Below are 21,176 nucleotides of genomic sequence, written 5' to 3'. Positions count from 1 at the left end.
TTCTGTTGTTTTAATTATTACGGATTACCGTAATGTATCCCCTTATTTTTCTTTTTCCCTGACCAAAGTCGATCACATAATAATAGGTTCCCTCGTTTAGCGCAGTACCATTCATCTGACCATCCCAGCTATTGTCATAACCCTTTTTGGTATAGACTATCCTTCCTGCTTTATCAAATACTTTTACGTCATTTTCAGGATAAACATCAATATTATCTATGACCCATTTATCATTATATCCGTCATTATTTGGTGTAAGAATATTGGTTGCTTTAATTTTAGCCAGGTCATCCAGAACTGTTACCGTAAATGTCTGCGTTTCACTACAACCGCTAGAATTGGTACCGGTAAGGGTATAGGTAGTTGTTACTGTTGGTCTGATTTGCAGCACCGCTGAATTTGCTCCGTTAACTATCCCGTTATTACCCGTCCAGGCATAATTACTTGCACCAGTTGCCGTCAAAAACACCACCTCACCTTTGCTCACAATGTTGCCCTTATCGCTGTTGATGGCCAATACAGGTAGTGGATTTATGGTAACTACAAAAGTCCTGCTATAAGCATCTACACCTCCGTTTGCTGTTCCTCCATTGTCTTTCACTGTAACCGTTACTGTTGCAGTTCCTACAGTACCAGTTTTACCACGATAACTAACTGAGCCCGTGGTTCCGTTATTGCTTACATCCAGACTTTCGAATAATGCGTCATTATCACTACTTACTGATACAACTAATGGCTGCCCACTTTCCGGGCCCGCACTGATACCGGTTAAAGCTACAGTCTGCAGGTTAGTTGTATAACAGATTGGTAAATTGGTTATCGCATCCAGCGTTGGTACTTCGTTTACATCAGCTATAGTAACATTCAATGTTTTTTCAAAAGTTAATGCATATTGGGTAGTACTGCGCACGCGTATGCTATATACAGCCTTTTGTTCAAAATTAAGACTTGCAGTAGTATTCAACTTATTTGTACTAATGGCGAATAAGCTATTATCCGTATCACCAGCACCCGGCACTAAGGTATAAGTAAAAGTAGCCGAAGGATCAGGTGAAACGCTGTTGAGTGTTCCAGCATTGGTTCCTGATGGGCGATTTTCATATAATGTAACTGCAGCCAGGCTGATATCTGTTGGAGCACCCGGTTTTATGGTCAGCACTCCTTTTACATATTTGAAAGAATAATTTGCTGCTACTGCCCCAGCTGCATTAATATCATAAGTTCCAACAGGGCTGTCGGCGGTGGCAGTAGTAGAAAGAGCCGGTTTAGTGGTTACCACAGTCTGTGTTTCGCCATTAACAAACCCACTGTAACTAGCTGTAAATGTTGGCAAGACTGCACCAGCAAACTTCTCAATATTATCAGCAGTAATGGTTAACTCTTTACGGGTGATGCTCAATCTGGTGGCATTTGTTGCTGCTTGTACAAATGTATAATTGGCGGCAGTTAAACCTGAACCAGTTATAGCATAGTTTCCAATACCAGTTGTAGTAGTGGCTGTTGTAGTAAACGAAGCTGTACCTGTAGTTGATCCCGCAAGGTTATCAGCATATTTAAAACCTGTCACCGTTCCACCAAGTACAGGATTAGCTGATCCATAAACCTTAGTAGCAGCGTTGGCTACATAAGTCAGTTGCGCTTTATTGATGGTAAGGGTTTGCTGTTTCTGTGCAGCTGCTGCAAAAGCAGTATTACCTGCCTGGTTGGCAAAAATGTTTACCTGCCCTGTCCCAACAATATGCACCTTTCCGGCAACAATGGTTGCAATAGCAGAGTTACTGGTGGTATAAGTTATCGGCAAACCACTATCACTACTTGCTACCGGAACAAAATCTGCATCACCATAGTTTACTGTAGCAGTAGAAGCCATGGTAATAACCTGTGCTTTACCCTGAACCACAATACTGTAGCTCTGATCTTTACTATATGGCCCATCGTCTGTAGATGAATCTGTACTGCGAACGGTAAATGTATAAGTTCCTTTTGTGGTCGGTGTACCAGTAAGAACGCCAGCAGAACTTAATGTCACTCCTGTAGGTAAGCTTCCTGATGCAATGGAATAACTATATGTTGCATATCCACCTGAAGTACTGAGAGTTTGATTATAAGTTGTACCGACTGTTACCCCAGGTAGCGTAGCTGGTGTTATAACCAGAGTTGGTCTGTCAATGGTTAAGGTATAGCTCTTAGAAACATTTGCCCCAGCATCGTCAGTACTTTTTACAGTAAATGTGAAAGTTCCCGCTGATCTCGGAGTTCCACTCATTACTCCCGCACTGGTAAACGATAAACCTACTGGTATATTTCCAGAGGCAATTGAATAACTATATGGGGAAATCCCACCTGAAGATGAAAAGGACTGACTATAAGCTACAGCCAATACAGGATTTGCGGGACTTGTCGGGGCAATCACAATTGCGGCCGGTGATACTGTAAAGTTATATATTTTCGAAATGGTCAGGTTGTTAAGGTCTTTAGACTGTACATTAATCGAAAAATTACCAGATTCACGTGCTGTGCCTGAAATAATCCCTGCAGAACTCATTGAAATTCCAGCAGGTAATGCACCGGATAGTAAACTATAGCTATATGGAGCTACTCCACCGGATGATGTTAGTGTTTGGTTATAAGAACCCGCATAATTCAGATTAGGCAAGGTTGCAGGATTGATTACAATTGGCACAGTAACATTTAAGGTATAGGCACGCGATCCTGAATAGGGGCCTGTACCAGTTGATGAGTCTGTTCCGGTTACAGTAAAATTAAAGGTACCACCGACTGTTGGTGTACCGCTGATCACTCCGCCCGCGCTTAACGTTAAACCGGAAGGTAGTGCTCCCGCAGTTATTGCAAAAGCATAGGGGGACGTACCGCCTGCTTCAGTCAAGGTCTGACTGTAAGCAGAATAAGCAGTAGCGGCTGACAAAGAAGCCGGATTTAAAGTAAGGGTTGGTGCAGCCACAGAAAGCGAGTATGCCCTGCTACCAGTATGTGGTGCTCCCGTACCTGTGGAATTTCCCTTCGCAGTAACTGTAAAGTTAAAAGTCCCACCCGCCGTAGGTGTACCAGATATGGTTCCTGAGCTGCTTAATGATAAACCTGCAGGTAAGGCTCCTGCCGTTACAGTATAAGTATACGGAGCTATACCGCCAGTTGCAACTATCGACTGGCTATAATTTACCGCAACTGCTGCATTAGGCACTGTTGTCGGAACGAGCGATATAGTCGGAGGGACAACATCTAAGGTATATGCCCTTGTACCCGAATATGGGCCGGGTGAAGCAGAAGCGTCTGTGGCCCTAATTGTAAAATTAAATGTTCCTGCAGCAGAAGGTGTGCCAGATAAAACACCTGTCGCGACATTGAGCGACAAGCCCGCTGGCAGTGCACCTGCAGAGATAGAAAAAGTATAGGTAGCAATACCGCCGCTTGCAGAAAAGGTCTGGGAATATGCCAATCCAACCTTAGCGTCAGATATCGTTGCAGGATTAACAACTATAGTCGGTGCCAGCGATACTGTAAAAGTATTGGTATTGCTCTGGTTACCTATATTCCCTGCCTGGTCGCTAGCCCGGGCACTTACCGTATGTGCACCTTGAGGCAAATTAGCCGGAGGCGTATAACTCCAATAGCCTGAAGCATTAGCGGTAGCGACATTGTTTATTGTATTGCCATCGATAGTCACACTGATGCGGCTATCCACCTCGGCTATACCGCTAACCAAAGGCAACTGTGAGTTTACTGTAGAGCCATTGGCAGGTGTAACCACCACCGGGGCTGCTGGCGGTGTCTTATCAACTGTATAAACCGGGCCGGTAAAACCACCACTTACAGGATTTCCTGCCAGATCAGTAATACCTGTGCCGCTAGCTTTAAGGTTTAGACCTAGTGTACCAGAAGCCGAAATATTGCTTACTGATATATTATACCTGTTGTTTGGAAGAACCGAGGAGACACCGCTCACCGTTGCGGGAAGTCCGACAACAGTAAAATCATTTATGTCAAGTCCCGTAACTTCTTCTGAGAAAGAAATACTAAATACAACGTCATTTAAATTGGTAGGATTGGGATGTTCCCTGTCCATGGAAATAACAGTAGGTGGAGTAACATCCGCTACTGCTGAACCTACCTTGATATCATCTATCCAATACCGACTGTTTGCTTTAAAAAAAATGCTTACGCTTGTAACCGTTAAATTTTTTGAATAAGTTTTTTCGCTCGTAGTATAAGTACCTCCAGCTACAGGAGTGTTATCTGGTTCTGTTTCTGGTGCTCCTACGGTTTTATTATAGGTGACGGTATAGAATGGGGGAATAGTTGGGTCACTTTGAGCATAACTGCTCATACTCTCCTGTCTCACATAAAACCCATAAAACTTAAAAGGCTGACCATCTGCACGTTCTAACACAAAAGTATCACCACCAGAGCCAACCTTCATGAGAGATTTACTGTTCCCTGAACCATTGTCAGGGCTATTGCTAAAGCTCCCATTACCTCCACTGGATAACTTATAGCTCACACCAGCTATCGTAATGTTGGCTTGGGTATTCCAAATAGGCCAGGTCGGATTGGAAAGAGCAGCGCCGGCGTCGAAATTATAAGTAGTTTGAGATTGAGCGCCAAAGTATGCAAATAGCATCATTAATAGTAATAGCAGGTTTCTGCTATAGGAAAAGATTTTCATGAGATTGTTTTGATGGTTTAGATAGGGTTAAAAGCAAAATCCAAAATGCAAGAGATTAATTAAAAATTAAGCGAATTTAAATCAAAAAATAAAAAATGAATTTTACAAACCGCAACATTTACGTTACACTGCCATAAAAACCATCACAACTTTAGATTTCTGTAAAAGAGAGAAATAACTGTAATAAGTATTACAATGCCAATTATGCCCCATGCATGTACAGATGTAGTATTTTTAGTAGCAATGGTCTGCTCGGCAGCGTTTTGTGCTATTGTTGTTAATTTTTCTGACTGAGCCTGATCAATCTGCTCTTTAATGTGCTGGTATTGATAAAAACCACTATCATTCCAATAAGTAAAAACCTGCGTCTCCTTACCAGAAGATTTTAAAACCAGCTGACCAAAATCCAGCTGGTTTTTTGAACTTTGCGTTGCGATATCCCTTGTTTTGCTAGTCTTTCTGAACAAGGAACAACTACAAAACAACATCGTGATGAAGAATAATTTCGTTTTCATAAGCTGGACCAATTTGAAAAGCAGTGTATACTGCGTTTATGTCTAATGCGTCGGTAAACACCTGTCCCCTCTCTGCTCCCATTAATATTGGTATTCCCTTCCACTGCATACACGAGATCGTTTTTCAGTTCCGTAACAATCCCGCAATGTCCTATTCTCTTTAGTTCAGGAAAGTATATCCCTAATACCATTCCAGGCAAAGGCTCCTTTGTAATCCTATTGGCCGGGAAAAGTGATGGACTCCAGGCTGTCCGCGGTTGCGGATATCCAGCCTGCCCAAAGCACCAGGAGACAAAGGAAGCACACCAAGGCACTTTTTTCAGTCCTACATAAGCATTGTACCGATCAACACGCAGGCCACTATTTTCTGAAGTTTCCTGAATGCCAATTTCCTTTTGTGCTATTGCAACGACCTGAGCTGGTGTTATAATACTGCGCTCAGCACGCCAACTGCTGCCAATAACAGCAATGCAAACGAGGCCCAATAAAATCCTAACTGTTGCCATAATAACAATTGTTTAAACTGTGAAACCATATTCCCTAAATCCGGAAAACCTAAACTCATCCAAAACCTTTGCAAAATCCACCAGCACAATGCTATAACCATTAGAAAAGCAATCATACTGAGCAAAAACAATAGCCAGATATTCGGATCAATAAACCCTATAGTAGGATCAGCATGCATGATCAGGCGCTGTGCAAATAACCATAGCGACAATAAGATCAGCAGCAACAAATAAACCTTATAATTTACCTTAGCATCTAAGGCTGAAACTTTTAATACATCCATTTTTACAATTTTAGAAATTACCTAATAATAAGACCAACACCCTTAACCACCCCACTTAGTTCATTACAGAAAAATAATGGTGTCTCCGAACAGGCATAGGGGCATTGCGTAGCTGTGTCCCAGCCTGAAACATTAAATGAAATCACCCCAAGTAGTTAATTACGAAAAAATAATGGTGTCTCCGAGCAGGCATAGGGGCATTGCGCAGCTGTGTCCCAGCCTGAGAGGAGATCACCATTATTTTTAATCAATTACACTACAACCACCTTCTTAACATAGACACTTTTAGAATGAAGCCCCTTTTTCTTAAAAGAAGTAAAGCTGAAGTAGCAATAAACCTCTGCCCCTACCAAATCAGGAGGCAACTGCAAGCTAAACTCCAATGCAGATCTTTCCTCCGCCCCTGTTAACATTACGAAGCGATTAGTCAATGGCTCATAAGCAACCACGTTGATCATATCTGTCCCATCCTTATGCTTACTATCAATACCATCCTCGCTCCAGGTAAATTTCAGCTCAGCTCCGGCAACCGGTTCCACATCGTATAAATAAGGAACATTCAATTTCCCACGACTAAACCTAAGCTTAGTATAATCAATTGAAAAATCCGGGGCGATACCAATAACCGCTTCTTTCAGATGATAAGAAACCGCCTGATTCATTGGTGATGCAGATTTTGCATCTGGTTGAAAACCTGTGTCAATCAGATCACTCAACAAGCTTAAGAAACTGGTCACCAATCCAAACTTTATACGCTGATTGACCTGTAACTGTGTTGGCGCCTTACCACTTGGACGAGGTAAGGTCTTGATAACATTTAGATCTCTAAAGAAAGCACCGGAAACATTACCAACTTTTTTGCGAAATCCGCCAAGGATTCCATTTCTAACAATTCCCATAATTTTAAATTTTAAGGATTAAAAAATCTGTTTGTTTCATTTAGCAGGCTTCAGGTAATTAATCGTCATTAAGCATCTTAGCCAGGACAAGGGTAGTCGTCACTACTCAGCCTATTGCAAATGATGACACAAAGAGAAAGAATAAAAGAAAGCTGTGGCAGTCCCGGGGGGTACGGTATGCTTGCGAATATTTAGACAAAAACAAGCTTTAAAGCTATCCAAACGGCATAAAATTTTTATCAAAAAATCATACAATCGTAAACTCCTCGTCCAACACCCTCAACATTTTCACCAGCAATGCCCTTACAGATTTGGCTGTACTTTGTACCACCTGCTTGTATTTGGTCATTAAACTATTGCTAGATAAATAAGCATTACCGATACCAGAAGTCGCGAAGTTTTTAGAAAGCGAAACGATCATACGGCTAACCGGGCCGGAGTCTAAAGCGCCGGCTTTAAAAAGCAATTTGAAAAAGTAGGCCAGGCCCTCGGCAGACAATAACACCCTGATACGATAGTCCTCTGCCGGATGATTGTAGTCCGCCCCTTTTCTTAAAAAACAATCCCCATAGCGCTCTTCAATATGCGACAATGTACTTTGAAGGCAGCCTTCTGTTAAGAAATACAAGGCTTCCGGCACATCCGGCATATTACCGTACTTGTACAAAGCATTCAACAAAAATGCACAATCGTAATGCATTTGTTTCAGATGACGCTCAACCAGGCTGTTGTCCGTATCGCCCAACACCTCTGCCTGTAATGCGCTTAATATATGCGACTGTATCAAAGGTAACTCCCGCAGCCAATCATCCACCTTCTGCTTATCCATATGGTAATATACCGGATCAAGATCCTTCAATACCAATGTCCTTAGCTTTGTTAACTCTGCATTCATAAGGGATTTACCTTTCCTAAATACTCACTATTTGCTACCCTTTTCCCATTTAATGAAACCACACTCACATACACATCCAGTGATTTGCCGATCAGTTTAGGATTTAATTCCAGGCTGCATTGTAGATTGGCGCGGTTACATCCGCCAATAAAGCCATCAACAATTTTAAGTTCCCTGTTATAAACGATTAACATCACCTGATCATCAGTAGAAGAGTCATCGTTGTGATTTTGCTTCCAGTTTAACTTTAGCAAATCTGGCTGGGCCAATTCAACTACTACTGAATATAAACCAGGTAAATGACCCTTTGTTAAAACCACCTTTTCATAATCGATGTTTAAGTCAGGATATGCCCCTACCGTAGCATATCTGTAAATCTTGGAGAATGCCGCATTGATTTCTGTTTTATCTTTCGCATAATTTCTAAAACCTACAGTCACATAGGCATAAAAAGGCACTAGCCATTGTTGTACAAATTTGAATTTTTCTCTGCAGGCTATTTGAGCAGGTGTTGCCTTTACGCCAGATTTTGTTTCTGTAGGCATGGTCCTCAAATATGCTGTTTGTTTCCATACTGCCCCCACTATTGAGCCTAACTTACCGTGTATAGGGCCTAATATCCCACTTCTTATTCTTGCCATAATTGATATGATTTAATTGATTTAAAATTTTTATTAGATTTTTTTGGGATGCGTCAAGAGCCGAATAGTGCCTTCCTAAACTATTTTTATACTACTCCTGTAAGGGATTAATATGAGTTGGATTTTCCCGAACAAAGCAGAACGAGAGAGCAAGGAGGTCCCTCTTAAATTCGACTTTGTTATTAAGCTGAATACCGCCATCCTGTAAGCCTGACATTCATCTAAAAAAATGTTGAAGAGAGTTTTTCTTATGTTATGTTTTTGATCCATAACCCAAAAGTAGAGTGAATAAAAAATGGCTTGTCGCAGGATGTCCCGATCTGACGTTTTATGTCGTAATTGTCTTGATAATAACTTTGTTACATAGGACCCACCTATAAAATGTTAAATAGTTATGTAATTGATTAATATTTTCACTTAATTTGAGAAATAAAATATTCCATTATTTGACAATAATTTATACAGTACAAAATTATTTACATAATAAATAATCATCATACTCAACCAATATATTAACCAACAACCAACTACCAGTTGGGTTCCGTACGGATCATCTGATCCATACGCTAAGCGTCACTTAACTTGTTGCGGTTTTAATCAGACCCTAACATGCAACGATTATGTATTTACCCTAAAGAAGCCGCCGGGCTTCTGGAAATCAGTGTGCGACAAGCACAGCGGATATTTAAAGCGATCCGTGAGGAACTAAACAAGAAAAAACGGCATTTAATCACTATAAAAGAATTTAGTGAGCATAAAGGCCTGGAAGAAAGCGAAGTTCTCAAAGCTTTAAACAAAAACAATTAATCTACTATCCACAAATCTCAGCGTATGATTCAAGATGAAAATCTATTGAGTGATTTCAATAGCACAGATTCCTTTTCCAAAGAATTTGAAGTTAATTTAGCAGATAAACTAGCCAAAAAAATCAGGAACAATTCCTCGATATTTTTAAGACCAGGTAAACAAGCTAAGTCGATCTGGCACCTCCGCTCTGGCTTTATCGTAGAAGTTAGTCAAGACATCAGCGGCATGCAAACCATTATGGACATCTATTCTCCCGGTGCATTTGTTACCGATCTGCCAAGTTTTTTCTATAACAAACTTGTGGCTTATAAATATATAGCCATTGGTCAGGTAGAAGTTCATGAATTGACACGAGAACAATATCTTAAACTAGAGCCGTATTCAGAAAGGGTAAAGTTCAAAGGATTGTTAATGAGCAATGCCATAAGGATAAATGATGTAAAGTCTGAAATGTTTTTATTAGCTCCACGTGAAAGGATAATCTTCTTTTTCAACCAATACGATGTTGCTGAACTGGCCGATAAATATTGTGCTTCATTTTTACGAATCAGCGCAGAAAATTATACTCAACTAAAGATAAGCCTGTTAAAATCAGGAGAAATTGACATTTACTCAGCAAAATCCAAATACTCCTCCCAGCCTCATTATATGCAAGTAGTACTTGAAATAAGAACTTATATAAATGAAAATTACGGCAATCCGGAATTTGAGAACCTCACGATTTTGGGAACTAAATTTAACACCACCAAGAAAACCCTGACCGAGTATTTCAAGAAAGTATTGGGTACAACTGCATATAAATATTTAACAGATCTAAGAATGACAAAAGCTCGTGATCTTCTGGTAAAAGAGCAGAAAATGGTAAAAGAGGTATACAAAGAGGTCGGATTTAAAACTGAGTACTATTTCAGCAGGAGATTTAATGAGTATCATGGGTATCCAGCTAAGGACGCGTTTATGTATAATCCTGGTTAAGAAACTCGTTTTTGTAAAATAGTAACCGATTATTGCTTTAATCTCTAAAATTTTGTCCCTAAACTGCATTTTTTAAGATCGATATAGTATGGAACTTTGCTTTTCATCTAAACGCTCTTCGACTATGCATTCTCATATTACATTCTACCTTAATGCCATGCTGATCAGAGTTAGTGATTCTGGTCAGCATTCCCATCTTAAAAACATCTCTTTAAATGGAGCTGCGACACAATTACTTCTGGGGAGTGATTCCAGAATCCAGCTTCAATCGATCAGTCATTACCTTGTGCTTTTAGGCTTTTTTGAACTTGATTTACCAGAAAAAACGAGTTTTGACATGATCATCGAGCAATCATCCTTCTTGATGTTTATTATGTTAAACGGAGAATCTACTCTTCACAATGAGTTTGGCGATTTGATTTCAGAAAGCAAAGGAAACAGCTGCACTTTGTGCTTTCTTAGTGCCGGGCACTACACCTGGGAATTTAAGTCCCCCAAACACAAAATGATCATTTTAAATTTTAACCCCGATTATTTTATAGATAGATGTAAAGAAATTCCACAATTCAAAGGGATGACAGATGCCCATCAATCTGGGGATATCCCTTACATTCTCTTGCCTCATTGCAAGATTACCACAAGCATTTTCAATCTGTTTAAAAAATATTTCAAGCACATCAACTCAGGTACATTGTCACAATTTACCGCTATAGAGAGCATCAGTACAAACTGCCTTGCTAAATACGAGCAAGCTCTGATAAATGAGAGATATACCACCAATGCTTTAAATAAAAAGAAAAAAGCAGAAATCATTTCTTTTATTCATCAACATTATACAGAGAAAATAGTTGAAAACCAGCTTACAATGGCAAGCATGTTTAACATATCGATATCTACCTTAGATCGGCTACTCAAAAAAACCATTAAAATGACCCTACGCCAATATGTTATAAAGCTGAGGATGGATGAAGCTATGCTACAAATTACAACCAGCCAGATCGCTATTAAAGACATAGCAGCTAACATAGGCTATCCCGATCCATTGCATTTTAGTCGGCTATTTAAAAATCATTTTAGTCTAGCGCCCAGTGATGTAAAGCGAAATCACTAAAAAATTCAGACGGTATGACATGGACAATCGTTTCAATTGAGGCATAAAATACATTTACATATTGACGTGATTGTCCATTCCAAAAGAAAGAAAATGTGTTGAGATTTGATTTGCATGCTTCTAGCACCACTCATAAAAATGTTTTTCCTGGAAGCGCTTAGCCGGGAGAAGCTGATTTATGAGGGTGCAACGAAGCGGCTAACGCGATCTACAATTAACAGATTTCTCACCATTAGCAGTTTTGGAAATGAAAACCCAAAGTAAAGTTTACCTGGTAAAACCCACTAGCAACCATTCGCTGGACGAGTTATATGGCATGTTTGACACACTTGAAAAAGCAGAGACTTTTTTAAATCGCTTTAAAACCAAAATGTTTGACGTAGAGATTGTTTCGTTGGATCTTAATCCTAAATATTATACGGAAAAAACTACAGACCCATATTGCATACTGCTTGATAAGATTTCCATTATACCAAAGGAAATATTAATCTGCAGTACGATTGACATGGTTGAAGAAGCATTAAAGGAATCTTACCATATCTTTTTTCATTCGGCATACGGCGAAGATGGAGGCATATTAATTTTTCAATGTCTGGCTGCAGATGAAAAAGAAGCAATTAGTAAAACTATTCAGAAAAGGGATGAGCTGGTTAAGAGTGGAGAATGGAAAGACACATGGAAAACATGCGTTAGCAATGATAAAATCGCTCTTTAAGCAAATATTAGACGAAACGCTTCGTTTGCCAGCAGCCACCACGGCACAAATGAAGGAAGAAATGTATCAATACATTTTCGATTTGACAAGACCAGATTATCGCGAAGGAAAACGGGATCTAATTAAAGATGGTAATGTTGCTGTAAGCATTTACTTTTTATTAAAGGGTAACTGTCGTTTCTACTACTACAGTAAATCATATAAACAAGAACTCAATCCATTCCTGATGTTAAGTCCCTGCATTTTGGCTGAAGGAAGAAGTATGAAAAAAAACTGTGTTGCAAGATTTAGCATTGAGGTTAGTGCAGGTAGTGTTGTTTATATTTTAGACAAGGCAGGTTTATCAGCAATTGAGTCAAAATATAGCGAAATAGGTATCTGTATAAATGATCTGATTAAAGAACAAATCCAGGATTTTAAACTATGGAAAAGGAGGCTTAAAACCCGTAGTCCTGAGCATCGATATTCGAAATTGAAACATGGACGTCCAGAAGTAGAACAGCAGTCAGCAAGAAAAGATATTGCCGGCCATTTAGGTATTAGAAATACGTCTCTAAGTAGAATGATTAGAAGGTTATCAAAATAATTTACTTTTTTTCAAATATTTTTTTCCTCACAAAACAGCCTTTACACTACCGCCAACCTAGGCCACTTGACTTAGGTCAAGTGTTTTACTTGACCCAGGTTAAGCGAATCACTTGACCCAAGTCAACACGCTTTTTTTTTCCTCATATATCTTTGGGTTAATTGACAGAGAACGAAGGGAAACGCCATTGCAGGAGATGGTGAACAATTAAAAGAAATAAAATATTATGGACGACAGGCATGTTAACAACAGATTTAGCTCCTTCAATTTTAGGGGAATCATAAATCAGCAGGTGATTGTAACCATCATCTCTGGTCTGTTTTTTTTATTGTTTATCCATACCGCTACAGATAAACTCATAGATTTTCAAAAGTTTAACGTGCAGCTGGGACAATCGCCGCTATTAACCCCTATATCCAGGTATGTGGCCTGGTTTATTCCATCAGTTGAAATCCTTATCTCATTTTTACTGGTATTCCCTTTTACCAGGCTAATTGCACTTTATGCCTCCCATGGTTTAATGGTGATGTTTACCACTTATATTATTGTGATCATGAATTTCACGGAAAGGATTCCCTGCAGCTGCGGTGGTATTTTCGAAGGGATGAAATGGGGAGAACACCTCATTGTAAACATTGCATTTGTAGGTGTTGGAATAGTGGTGATTCTTTTGCAAACACGGATAAATAAACAGAAAAGGCAGCTGATTGCCATATAGAAGATATTTGGTTGCTTAAGGCAATCAATCAGTGGAAGCCGAAAAACTGTGAAGAGTAGGCAATACCAAATATAAATGCTATGAGAAAAGTATTTTTCTTTTTTGGCTTACTGGCAACAGTTGCTGTAGGTCATGCGGTTGCAAAAAATGCAACTACGAGCAGGTTGGTTCCTATTGGCGGACCGCTGAACTCGTTGGAAGATTGTACCCGAAATGTGCCCTGTACATTATCGGATACTACCATTCCATGCACCTTTACCACAGGCCCTAACATAGGCACGTGGTATGCCAATGATCCGGAAACAGGCAAGTGTACGGTTACACTTTATAGAATACCATAAGCCGTTTCCTTCATCAGCTATACCTGTAGTTTAATTACTGCAGGTATAGCTTTACATCCTCTCAGTCATGAAAAGAACATTCTTAGCCCTTGCCCTAGTATCCCTGTTAGCCATAGTTCCCATAATTGTGTTATTCGGCTGGTATAATCTCCATTTAACAAAAAAATCTTACGATTTTGAACGCAGGTTTATAACTCCGTTAAGCAGTATATTCTCGTTAAACCTCAAGTACGACTCCTATTATATTGCAGGATCATCGGGCAATAAGCTCTATTTAGGAAACTATGTAGCCTTAGCACATTTGCTAAAAACTAATCTTCAATTAACCGATACCCAATTTGTCTATGTTCATATAAACCCGGCCGATTACAATAAGAATGGCAGTTACAAATATTATATAGACACTACTGATTTTTATATCCTCAATGGAACCGACCGGTTGATCTTATCTGGCAAAACTGACAAGTGGAAAGCGGGGAGGTCTGCAGTTTTTGCGCCCTATTTTAATCAGGGAATTCCCATAAACCTGCATTCTATTATCTATAAATATGTCAGTAGCAGAACAAATGAGAATGCACTCCGCAAGGAAAGCACGACAATAAAAAGAATCGAGAATGATGTTATCTTCGAAAAGCAGGTAGACGGATTGTTTTGTACCGCAGGGAATATAGAATACAACAAACAGCTTCATCTGTTAACTTATACCTATTTGTACCGTAACGAAATCTTGGTTATAGACACTAATCTGTCTTTGGTTCGAAAAATAAAAACCATTGATCCAATAAACAGGGCTGATTTTAAAGTGTCAACTATTAAATCAGCAGGTTCAAGTGTAATCACATCCCCCGCATTGATGGTTAATTCCGGCAGTTCATCATGGGATGATAAACTATTTGTCCAGTCAGAATTAATGGGCAGAAATGAAGATCAGGTTATGTTTGAGCATTCTGTAGCCATTGATGTTTATGACCTGAAAAGGTCTGCATATATGTATTCCTTTTACCTGCCTAAACAAAGTAAAGCTGCCATAAGCCAGATTAAGGTTATTGGTAATAACGTCTACACCCTGGCTGGCAAACAACTCAGCAGGTATACATTCCAACTTCCTGATGTAAAATAAGGGGCAGAAATGTTTAAGTTCCTGCCCTCTATTTTAATTGTCTTTTCTAATCACAATTACATCTGTCTCTCTTTTCTGTAGCGAGAGTTCTAAACCATGTTTTCTGAGCTCTTCAGCAAAAACGCTGTAATCGATGATTTTCCCCCGATGCTCAAATTTAGCCAGTCCCAGTTTTCCGGTATAACCGGTTTCATCAATTATGGGGTAAGTAATGTTATAAGAGCCGGGGCTATTAAGCAGACCATCTATTAATTCAGTTGTGGAAATATTATTGAACTGCATGTTGTTAGCCCCAATAAAGACTTCCTTTTCCCCTTGCTTATATTCATTTAAAGGACCTCTTCCTTTAGCAAGCACCAGACATTTCATCTGCTGTTTTTCCCAGCGTGCTTTTATTCCAAAGCTGGTTTCTATATCCACAATCATTTTATCTCTGATTTTTTGAATCGGGATGTCCCGGCTTGAGGTAGCCTGATAACAATACTTATTGTCATAACGTGGAATGTTGTTTAAAACGGACACTAAACTAGAAGAATCCTTGTTTTTAAAAATAATCCGTGCAGTTGGCACAGGCATAATATGATTAAATTCATTAATAAATCTACCGTATAAAAGCCGAAGAGCCGATTTTACAGAATAGTTTGCAATCCATCCATAAGCCTTATTATTAGCCTTTGTGAAACTATATATAGTCATGATATTGGAATTATACGGTGTAATAACGGAGCTTAAAACTAAATTGTTTCCGGTATCCTGTCCAACTACATTCCCGTTTACAAAAAGAGGTCTGTTGAATTTCAAGGAGATCAGTTGATCAGTTTTCTCGGGGACATTTATAGATTTTCGATCTAAAATACTCCTTATAAATTCTTTGCTGAGAAAATCACCTGAAGTAATGTGTTTTACTATACCCTCCCGATCTATAAAAACCAGATGGGGGACTGAAGCATGAGGAAAGATCTGTAATAATTGCTTATCTCCACAGGCCATCGGTAAAGTCATCTTCTGCCCGGATATGCGATCATTATTTTTTATAAATGCCTGTACCTGCGCTTTGGTTTGATAAGGATTTACGGTAATGATCTGGATACTACCCTTAAACATTTGCTGCAGTTCCATCAGTTTGGGCCAGGAGCCAACGCAGGAAGCACATCCGAAAGACCAAAAATCCAGGATCAGCAATTTGCCTTTAAAGTCGCTCAGCCTTAAATGTTGTTGCTCAGAATTAATTACGCCGGTTAGTACATAGTTTGGGGCGGGTACTCCAATCTTAGCCTTTTCTAAAATTGGTGTACTAACCTGCGCTGCTGTATGCTCTGTAAAAAAAGGTACAAGCATAAAAAGAAGTACTATTTTTATTTTCATAATGCTTTTAATGATAACCAAGGTTCTGTACTAAATTTTTATTATTCAGGAGTTCCGTTACAGGAATAGGATACAAGACATCCGTATTTTGCCACTTGCTGCCCTTAAGTGGAGCAAGGATTGTATTTGCCCTGTTGGTTCTTTTCAGGTCTAACCACCGGTGTCCCCATTCCGAAAAAAATTCAACTCTTCTTTCATCCTCTACCGCAAGCAGGGCGGTTGCCTTATCCATATCAGCGGGCAGATCAGGAAGGGGGCTAGAAACAGCGATGGTGGGCAATGCTCTAGCTCTTCGTCTTAATGCATTCAGATCTTCGATACCCAGATCTATCTTTTCCTGATTAATCCTGGCCTCAGCCCTGATCAGGTATTGTTCTGCCAACCTCAATACCATGGAATATTCTTCACTATTTGCGGAAGATTTCACTTTGTATTTAAAAGGATATTTCCACGAGTTGGCTCCAATGGTAAATGTGCCTACCCATTTCAACTGTCGCTCGTCTCCTGGTCCAAATGCAGACAAGAGTTGGTCACTTAAAACCACCTCAGTACTTACGTTTGGTGCGGCATTCAGGATAAACCTTTTCCCTTCAAAGGTATTACTGCCAAGTCCCGCAGGAACGACGAACTGTAAAATAGCCTCTTTACTGTTTTTTAGAAAAACCTGGTTCAGATCGCCAAGCAGTTCATACTGGTTTGTCCTGCCAATAATTTCTGATGCTTCGCTTTCTGCTTTAGCCCAGTCCTTATGGTATAAATAAACTCTGGACAGCAATGCAACAGCGGCCCATTTGTTAACCCTTACCCGTTCAGTTGAAGGGTAACCATCAGACAGTTGATTTTTAGCTTCTGTAAGATCCCTGATCATCTGCTCGTATAGCCGTGCTTTTGTACTAGCGAACGCCAAAATATTAGCTTTGTAATCTGTGGTTAAAACCAGTGGAACGTCTCCAAACAGATTTGTTAAATAGAAATGACAGAATGCCCTTATAAATTTTGCTTCTCCCAAAAGTTGCTGTTTAACAGGTTGAGATACCTGATCTGAAAGTATCAGGTTCTCTAAAACTGCGTTGGCGGCATAAATGATCTGATACGGACTCTGCCAAAGAGAACTCCGTAAAGAAGCATTGTCGGGTAAGATATTGTTATCGTAAAACTGTTTGTAGCTTGCATTTCCACTGTAATTGACAAAATCATCAGCAGACCTCCCTGCCAGGAAGGTAATGCTCAGCTGATTTCCACTTGCAAACATGGAATTGGATATGAGCTGTGCGTAAATACCCCTGATAACTGCCGTCGCAGTTTCATCATTGGTGTAAATTTTGCTTGCGATGATCTGGTCTTTAGGTGCATCTATTTCAAGGAATCCCTTGCATGCCATAACTAAACACATACCACTAATCAGAACTGTTTTTATGAATGTATTTTTCATTTTAAATGTTATTTTTATAAGTGCTGAACTGTTAAAAGCTGATTTGCATTCCTAAAGTAACGGTCCTAAGACTTGGGAGCGCTCCACTTGCGCCCACTTCCGGATCGCCCGGATATTTGGTTAGGGTAATTAGGTTTTGTCCTTGCAGATAAAGCCTTAGGCTTTTAATCTTTGCTTGGTGTATCCATTGAGAAGGGGCGTTCCAGGAAAGTGATAAATTCTTTAATCGGACAAACGAGGAGTTTCTGAATCGGTCAGAACTTACTAAATAATAATCCTTATTTCCTGCCAGGCCAAAGTCCTGGGTAAACATCTGGTAGTTGGCTATATCTCCCGGTTTCTGCCACCTGTCCATTACTTCTATTGGCTGATTGTAGAGCGCTCCAGGAGTAGGGAATGTGGATGAATACCTGCTGGTTTTATTCACAAACTGGAAAAAAAAGTCCAGTTGTAGTCCTTTAAAAGTAATAGAATTCTGGAATCCACCATACCAATGGCTGGTAAGAGATCTGGATGCAAGCTTACGGTCGGTTTCGTCTGTATCGTTGCCATTGCCATCTACATCTTCAAACATGTAAACACCCGTCTGTGCATCGACACCCAGATAGTGGTAGGCTTTTGGCCTAAACATGGAGGCGCCTACCGTATACATATAAACATAGGAAGAACCTTCTATGTTAGGATAAGATACAAGCTTGTTTTTCGGGACGCTGAAGTTGAGCGAGCTTTTCCATGAAAACGTAGTGGTTTTAATATTGGTCGTATTCAATTCAAACTCCCAACCGGTATTTTGTATGGTTGCCGGTAAATTATACTGGATACTCGGAAAACCTGTAATATCCGGCAGGGTATAACCAACCAGCTGGTTAGACGAACGGTTGCCGTAATGACTCAGTGCAAGCAATATCTTGTCATTTATAAAGCCCAAGTCCAAGGCCAATTCTGCTTTGCGGCTTGTTTCCCACGAAAAATCTGGATTGGCTATTCTTGAAGGGATTAAACCATTCTCTCCCTGATAAGGCTGCGTGGTGGCTTTGTAGGTTTCCAGGTAACCATAATTTGGAATCTGATCATTCCCGGTAATGCCATAACTTCCCCTTAACTTTCCATAAGAGAGCATAGGCAGTTTTTCGGCCAGCCAGCTTTCATTGCTAAAGATCCAGGCAAGACCAATTGCGCCAAAATTTCCGAACTGTTGATCCGGCCCAAACCTGCTTGATCCATCTCTTCTTCCTGTCAGGTTAACAATATACCGGCTGTTCAGGTTATAATTGACCCTGCCAAATATGGCATTGTATCTATATTGTGAGGATGAAGCACTTCCCAATCTGGATGGGGCAACCGAAACATTATCCAGATAGAGATCACTTAAATAACCCGATGCAGAGATGCGCTCTGATCTTTGGTCATCTTTTTGAAAGGTGGCGCCAAGCACCAGGTCAATTGTTCCTGGACCAATCTTTCTTTTATAGTTGAGCAGAGGCTCTATAATCCAGGTTTCTATGTTGTTAAATGCAGAAAGATTGGTGCCTGTTACTGCCGATGGTGAAGGAGCCTGACTGCTGATCGGGGTAATCAGGTTCTCGTTTAAGCCAATGTTTGTATACCCAAAACTGCTTTTAAGGAAAAGCCCTTTAACCAGTTCGTAATCAAGCAGGGCACTGGTAATGAAACCATTTGCCTTACTGTTGTAAGGCTGGTAAATACTGGCTATAGGATTGGTCCAGGTTGGGGAGCCGCTGCTGTTCAATCCCCAGTTTAGCTTTCCTTTTTCATCATATAAAGGTGGCGCATTGGGTGGCAGACTAATGTATTTAGAAACATCAAACAGCCCTAGTTTGTTCCTGTCTATGCTATAGCTGGCCGAAAAGCTGGCTTTAAACTTATGGTTAGCCGAGGTATGGTTAACCGATAATGCTCCGGCACCTTTATGGTCTACAAAATTACCGGGCGTAACGGTAGTGTTCCGGCTGTAATTCCCTCTAAAGGTAAATTGTGTCAACTCATTTCCTCCGTTTATTGCAGCCTGGAGACTGGTGTTTTTTGCTTTACCACCAATCAGTACCTCCTGCCAATCAGTATAACGGTTTTGGTCCCAGGTTCCGTTGACGTCGTAGTCGGTTGGTCCGGGGCTGGTATTGTCATTTTTAAATGCCTCTCTCCGCATTTCCAGGTATTGCTGGGTGTTTAATAGCTCAACCCTTCTGCTGATTTCGGAAACCCCATGGTAAACATTCATGTCTATAGTATGCTGACCTGATTTTGCCTTTTTTGTGCTGATCAGAATTACACCATTTGCACCTCGGGAACCATATATAGCTGTTGCATCTGCATCCTTTAAAACTTCTATGCTTTCAATGTCTGCCGGATTAATGTAATTCAAAGGGCTAGAAAATGCACTGAGCCCTTCTACGCTGAGGTTGCTGTTTGTGATTGGGCTGGACGGATAGGGTACCCCATCAATAATATATAAAGGTCTGTTCCCATTATCTGCACTGGTTGTTCTCAGGCTATTTTGACCTCTGATCTCGACTTTGAAGCCACCACCGTTTATGCCAGACTGCTGTTCTATGTTTACCCCGGGCATGCGGCCAATTAAGGCCGCGAGTGGATTGGATACCGGTTGCTTACCGATAGTTTCGGCGGTTACCCTTGATATGGCACCTGTGCGTTCTTTATCTTTTACGGTGTAGTAGCCGGCATTGATTTCTACTTCCTGTAAGTTTTTATCATCGTTATCCAGTGCAATAACTAGTGACTCTTTAAATGGAACTTGAATACTGATGCTTTTGTTTTTATAACCAAGGTGGGATATGGATAGATTATAGGTTCCGTTGCTCAGCGTTAGGATAAACTCTCCCTTATCACTGCTTACCGTAGTATAGTTTTGTGCATTTACTTTTATAACTGCACCTGGAAGAGATTCTCCAGTGAAAGCTGATATTATTTTCCCTATCACTCCTTGATTTTTTAAGGCTGGTGGTTTTAGAGGCTCCTGGGCATTGCTACTTAAATTTAGGCAAAGCGTGGCCATTACGATTATTGGTATCGTTTTAAACATATTTGGTTAGTGGTTAAACCCTAAAAGCCAGTTATGGGTAATATTCCCGTCCCTGGCTTACAGGTGATTGAATTAATGGATGATTTATGAGCTCAGAAAATGTTCAAATTGAGGATGCTGTAGCTAGTGTGGCGGAATGATTACCAGTGAAAGAATGTCACAGTGAGAAGTTTGTTTAGGTTTCATATTAATAATTGTTAGTTGCAATTTTAAAATATGAGTCTTGGGCGGGTAAGTAAATTTGGGGTTGCCACCCGCGTCTACTTGTCAGTTCTCAGGCCTTACGTAACGCGGGATAACGGCAAACCCCAAATCTATTTTTCAATGCGCAAATATAGCACATATCAAATAGGAAATGGGAGTTATCTACCGTCTTGCGTTACGGCCTGAGAAATGTAGCCGCAAGACTCTTTAATTAAACTTCATAAACAGAAGTCTATATTTTAGTTTTTATCATTATTGATTTTCATATGTAAATATAAAAAATCAATTGTAATTAAACAAATGTGTAGTCAAATACA

At 40.1% G+C, this 21,176-nt stretch carries 18 protein-coding genes; 8 read left to right on the top strand and 10 right to left on the bottom strand.

Going from position 1 to position 21,176, the window contains the following annotated elements:
* Positions 1–10 precede the first annotated feature (10 nt).
* The 7 genes from WC623_RS18720 to WC623_RS18690 form a co-directional block, all read right to left on the bottom strand.
* On the bottom strand, positions 11–4,684 hold the full coding sequence (locus WC623_RS18720) for a putative Ig domain-containing protein (RefSeq protein WP_372853924.1): 4,674 nt from the start codon (positions 4,682–4,684) through the stop codon (positions 11–13).
* Positions 4,685–4,827: 143 nt separating this feature from the next.
* A complete protein-coding gene (locus WC623_RS18715) occupies positions 4,828–5,199 on the bottom strand; it encodes a hypothetical protein (RefSeq protein WP_372853922.1) in 372 nt (123 codons plus the stop codon).
* Complete coding sequence (locus WC623_RS18710) at positions 5,196–5,705, bottom strand: peptidoglycan-binding protein (protein ID WP_372853920.1); 510 nt, start codon at positions 5,703–5,705, stop codon at positions 5,196–5,198. Before WC623_RS18710 ends, WC623_RS18715 begins: the two co-directional genes overlap by 4 nt.
* A complete protein-coding gene (locus WC623_RS18705; RefSeq protein WP_372853918.1) occupies positions 5,624–5,989 on the bottom strand; it encodes a hypothetical protein in 366 nt (121 codons plus the stop codon). Before WC623_RS18705 ends, WC623_RS18710 begins: the two co-directional genes overlap by 82 nt.
* Before the next feature lie 251 nt (positions 5,990–6,240).
* The gene (locus WC623_RS18700; protein ID WP_372853916.1) at positions 6,241–6,888 is read right to left on the bottom strand and encodes a DUF6266 family protein; all 648 of its coding nucleotides are present in this window, start codon (positions 6,886–6,888) and stop codon (positions 6,241–6,243) included.
* A gap of 247 nt (positions 6,889–7,135) precedes the next feature.
* Positions 7,136–7,783 carry a hypothetical protein gene (locus WC623_RS18695; protein ID WP_372853914.1) on the bottom strand — a complete coding sequence of 216 codons (648 nt, stop codon included), beginning with the start codon at positions 7,781–7,783 and terminating at the stop codon, positions 7,136–7,138.
* Complete coding sequence (locus WC623_RS18690; protein ID WP_372853912.1) at positions 7,780–8,424, bottom strand: DUF6266 family protein; 645 nt, start codon at positions 8,422–8,424, stop codon at positions 7,780–7,782. The genes WC623_RS18695 and WC623_RS18690 overlap by 4 nt, the downstream gene beginning before the upstream one ends.
* A gap of 609 nt (positions 8,425–9,033) precedes the next feature.
* On the opposite strand from WC623_RS18690, the gene WC623_RS18685 reads away from it, so the two are divergent.
* The 8 genes from WC623_RS18685 (at position 9,034) to WC623_RS18650 (ending at position 14,797) form a co-directional block, all read left to right on the top strand.
* Positions 9,034–9,231 (top strand): hypothetical protein, encoded by a 198-nt coding sequence (locus WC623_RS18685; protein WP_349786698.1) that lies wholly within the window; start codon positions 9,034–9,036, stop codon positions 9,229–9,231.
* A gap of 24 nt (positions 9,232–9,255) precedes the next feature.
* Entirely contained in the window at positions 9,256–10,206 is a 951-nt protein-coding gene (locus WC623_RS18680) for a helix-turn-helix domain-containing protein (RefSeq protein WP_372853910.1), read from the top strand.
* 88 nt (positions 10,207–10,294) lie between these two features.
* Positions 10,295–11,317, top strand: a complete 1,023-nt coding sequence (locus WC623_RS18675; protein ID WP_372853908.1) for a helix-turn-helix transcriptional regulator — start codon at positions 10,295–10,297, stop codon at positions 11,315–11,317.
* Positions 11,318–11,564: 247 nt separating this feature from the next.
* Positions 11,565–12,032 carry a hypothetical protein gene (locus tag WC623_RS18670; RefSeq protein WP_372853906.1) on the top strand — a complete coding sequence of 156 codons (468 nt, stop codon included), beginning with the start codon at positions 11,565–11,567 and terminating at the stop codon, positions 12,030–12,032.
* Complete coding sequence (locus WC623_RS18665; RefSeq protein ID WP_372853904.1) at positions 11,959–12,618, top strand: hypothetical protein; 660 nt, start codon at positions 11,959–11,961, stop codon at positions 12,616–12,618. Before WC623_RS18670 ends, WC623_RS18665 begins: the two co-directional genes overlap by 74 nt.
* Positions 12,619–12,844: 226 nt before the next feature.
* The gene (locus WC623_RS18660; RefSeq protein ID WP_372853902.1) at positions 12,845–13,336 is read left to right on the top strand and encodes a MauE/DoxX family redox-associated membrane protein; all 492 of its coding nucleotides are present in this window, start codon (positions 12,845–12,847) and stop codon (positions 13,334–13,336) included.
* Positions 13,337–13,416: 80 nt separating this feature from the next.
* Entirely contained in the window at positions 13,417–13,677 is a 261-nt protein-coding gene (locus WC623_RS18655) for a hypothetical protein (protein WP_372853900.1), read from the top strand.
* 67 nt (positions 13,678–13,744) lie between these two features.
* Positions 13,745–14,797: a hypothetical protein gene (locus WC623_RS18650; protein WP_372853898.1), complete on the top strand. Its 1,053-nt coding sequence runs from the start codon at positions 13,745–13,747 to the stop codon at positions 14,795–14,797.
* A gap of 33 nt (positions 14,798–14,830) precedes the next feature.
* On the opposite strand, the gene WC623_RS18645 is transcribed toward WC623_RS18650, so the two are convergent.
* From WC623_RS18645 to WC623_RS18635, 3 genes are read right to left on the bottom strand one after another with little or no spacing between them, the layout of a single operon-like run.
* Entirely contained in the window at positions 14,831–16,162 is a 1,332-nt protein-coding gene (locus WC623_RS18645) for a TlpA family protein disulfide reductase (RefSeq protein ID WP_372853896.1), read from the bottom strand.
* Positions 16,163–16,169: 7 nt separating this feature from the next.
* Positions 16,170–17,594, bottom strand: a complete 1,425-nt coding sequence (locus tag WC623_RS18640; protein WP_372853894.1) for a RagB/SusD family nutrient uptake outer membrane protein — start codon at positions 17,592–17,594, stop codon at positions 16,170–16,172.
* 31 nt (positions 17,595–17,625) lie between these two features.
* Positions 17,626–20,655, bottom strand: coding sequence for a SusC/RagA family TonB-linked outer membrane protein (locus tag WC623_RS18635; protein ID WP_372853892.1), 3,030 nt, complete (start codon positions 20,653–20,655; stop codon positions 17,626–17,628).
* Positions 20,656–21,176: the final 521 nt, after the last annotated feature.

It is taken from the genome of Pedobacter sp. (assembly GCF_041645105.1).
GTDB lineage: Bacteria > Bacteroidota > Bacteroidia > Sphingobacteriales > Sphingobacteriaceae > Pedobacter.
Note: the sequence above shows the minus strand (reverse complement) of the source record. Positions and strands in the feature narration are given on the sequence as shown.

Bases quoted from the DNA above. Each gene is read 5' to 3' on its own strand.
- WC623_RS18720 (WP_372853924.1), bottom strand. From the start codon at position 4,684: ATGAAAATCTTTTCCTATAGCAGAAACCTGCTATTACTATTAATGATG.
- WC623_RS18715 (WP_372853922.1), bottom strand. From the start codon at position 5,199: ATGAAAACGAAATTATTCTTCATCACGATGTTGTTTTGTAGTTGTTCC.
- WC623_RS18710 (WP_372853920.1), bottom strand. From the start codon at position 5,705: ATGGCAACAGTTAGGATTTTATTGGGCCTCGTTTGCATTGCTGTTATT.
- WC623_RS18705 (WP_372853918.1), bottom strand. From the start codon at position 5,989: ATGGATGTATTAAAAGTTTCAGCCTTAGATGCTAAGGTAAATTATAAG.
- WC623_RS18700 (WP_372853916.1), bottom strand. From the start codon at position 6,888: ATGGGAATTGTTAGAAATGGAATCCTTGGCGGATTTCGCAAAAAAGTT.
- WC623_RS18695 (WP_372853914.1), bottom strand. From the start codon at position 7,783: ATGAATGCAGAGTTAACAAAGCTAAGGACATTGGTATTGAAGGATCTT.
- WC623_RS18690 (WP_372853912.1), bottom strand. From the start codon at position 8,424: ATGGCAAGAATAAGAAGTGGGATATTAGGCCCTATACACGGTAAGTTA.
- WC623_RS18685 (WP_349786698.1), top strand. From the start codon at position 9,034: ATGCAACGATTATGTATTTACCCTAAAGAAGCCGCCGGGCTTCTGGAA.
- WC623_RS18680 (WP_372853910.1), top strand. From the start codon at position 9,256: ATGATTCAAGATGAAAATCTATTGAGTGATTTCAATAGCACAGATTCC.
- WC623_RS18675 (WP_372853908.1), top strand. From the start codon at position 10,295: ATGGAACTTTGCTTTTCATCTAAACGCTCTTCGACTATGCATTCTCAT.
- WC623_RS18670 (WP_372853906.1), top strand. From the start codon at position 11,565: ATGAAAACCCAAAGTAAAGTTTACCTGGTAAAACCCACTAGCAACCAT.
- WC623_RS18665 (WP_372853904.1), top strand. From the start codon at position 11,959: ATGAGCTGGTTAAGAGTGGAGAATGGAAAGACACATGGAAAACATGCG.
- WC623_RS18660 (WP_372853902.1), top strand. From the start codon at position 12,845: ATGGACGACAGGCATGTTAACAACAGATTTAGCTCCTTCAATTTTAGG.
- WC623_RS18655 (WP_372853900.1), top strand. From the start codon at position 13,417: ATGAGAAAAGTATTTTTCTTTTTTGGCTTACTGGCAACAGTTGCTGTA.
- WC623_RS18650 (WP_372853898.1), top strand. From the start codon at position 13,745: ATGAAAAGAACATTCTTAGCCCTTGCCCTAGTATCCCTGTTAGCCATA.
- WC623_RS18645 (WP_372853896.1), bottom strand. From the start codon at position 16,162: ATGAAAATAAAAATAGTACTTCTTTTTATGCTTGTACCTTTTTTTACA.
- WC623_RS18640 (WP_372853894.1), bottom strand. From the start codon at position 17,594: ATGAAAAATACATTCATAAAAACAGTTCTGATTAGTGGTATGTGTTTA.
- WC623_RS18635 (WP_372853892.1), bottom strand. From the start codon at position 20,655: ATGTTTAAAACGATACCAATAATCGTAATGGCCACGCTTTGCCTAAAT.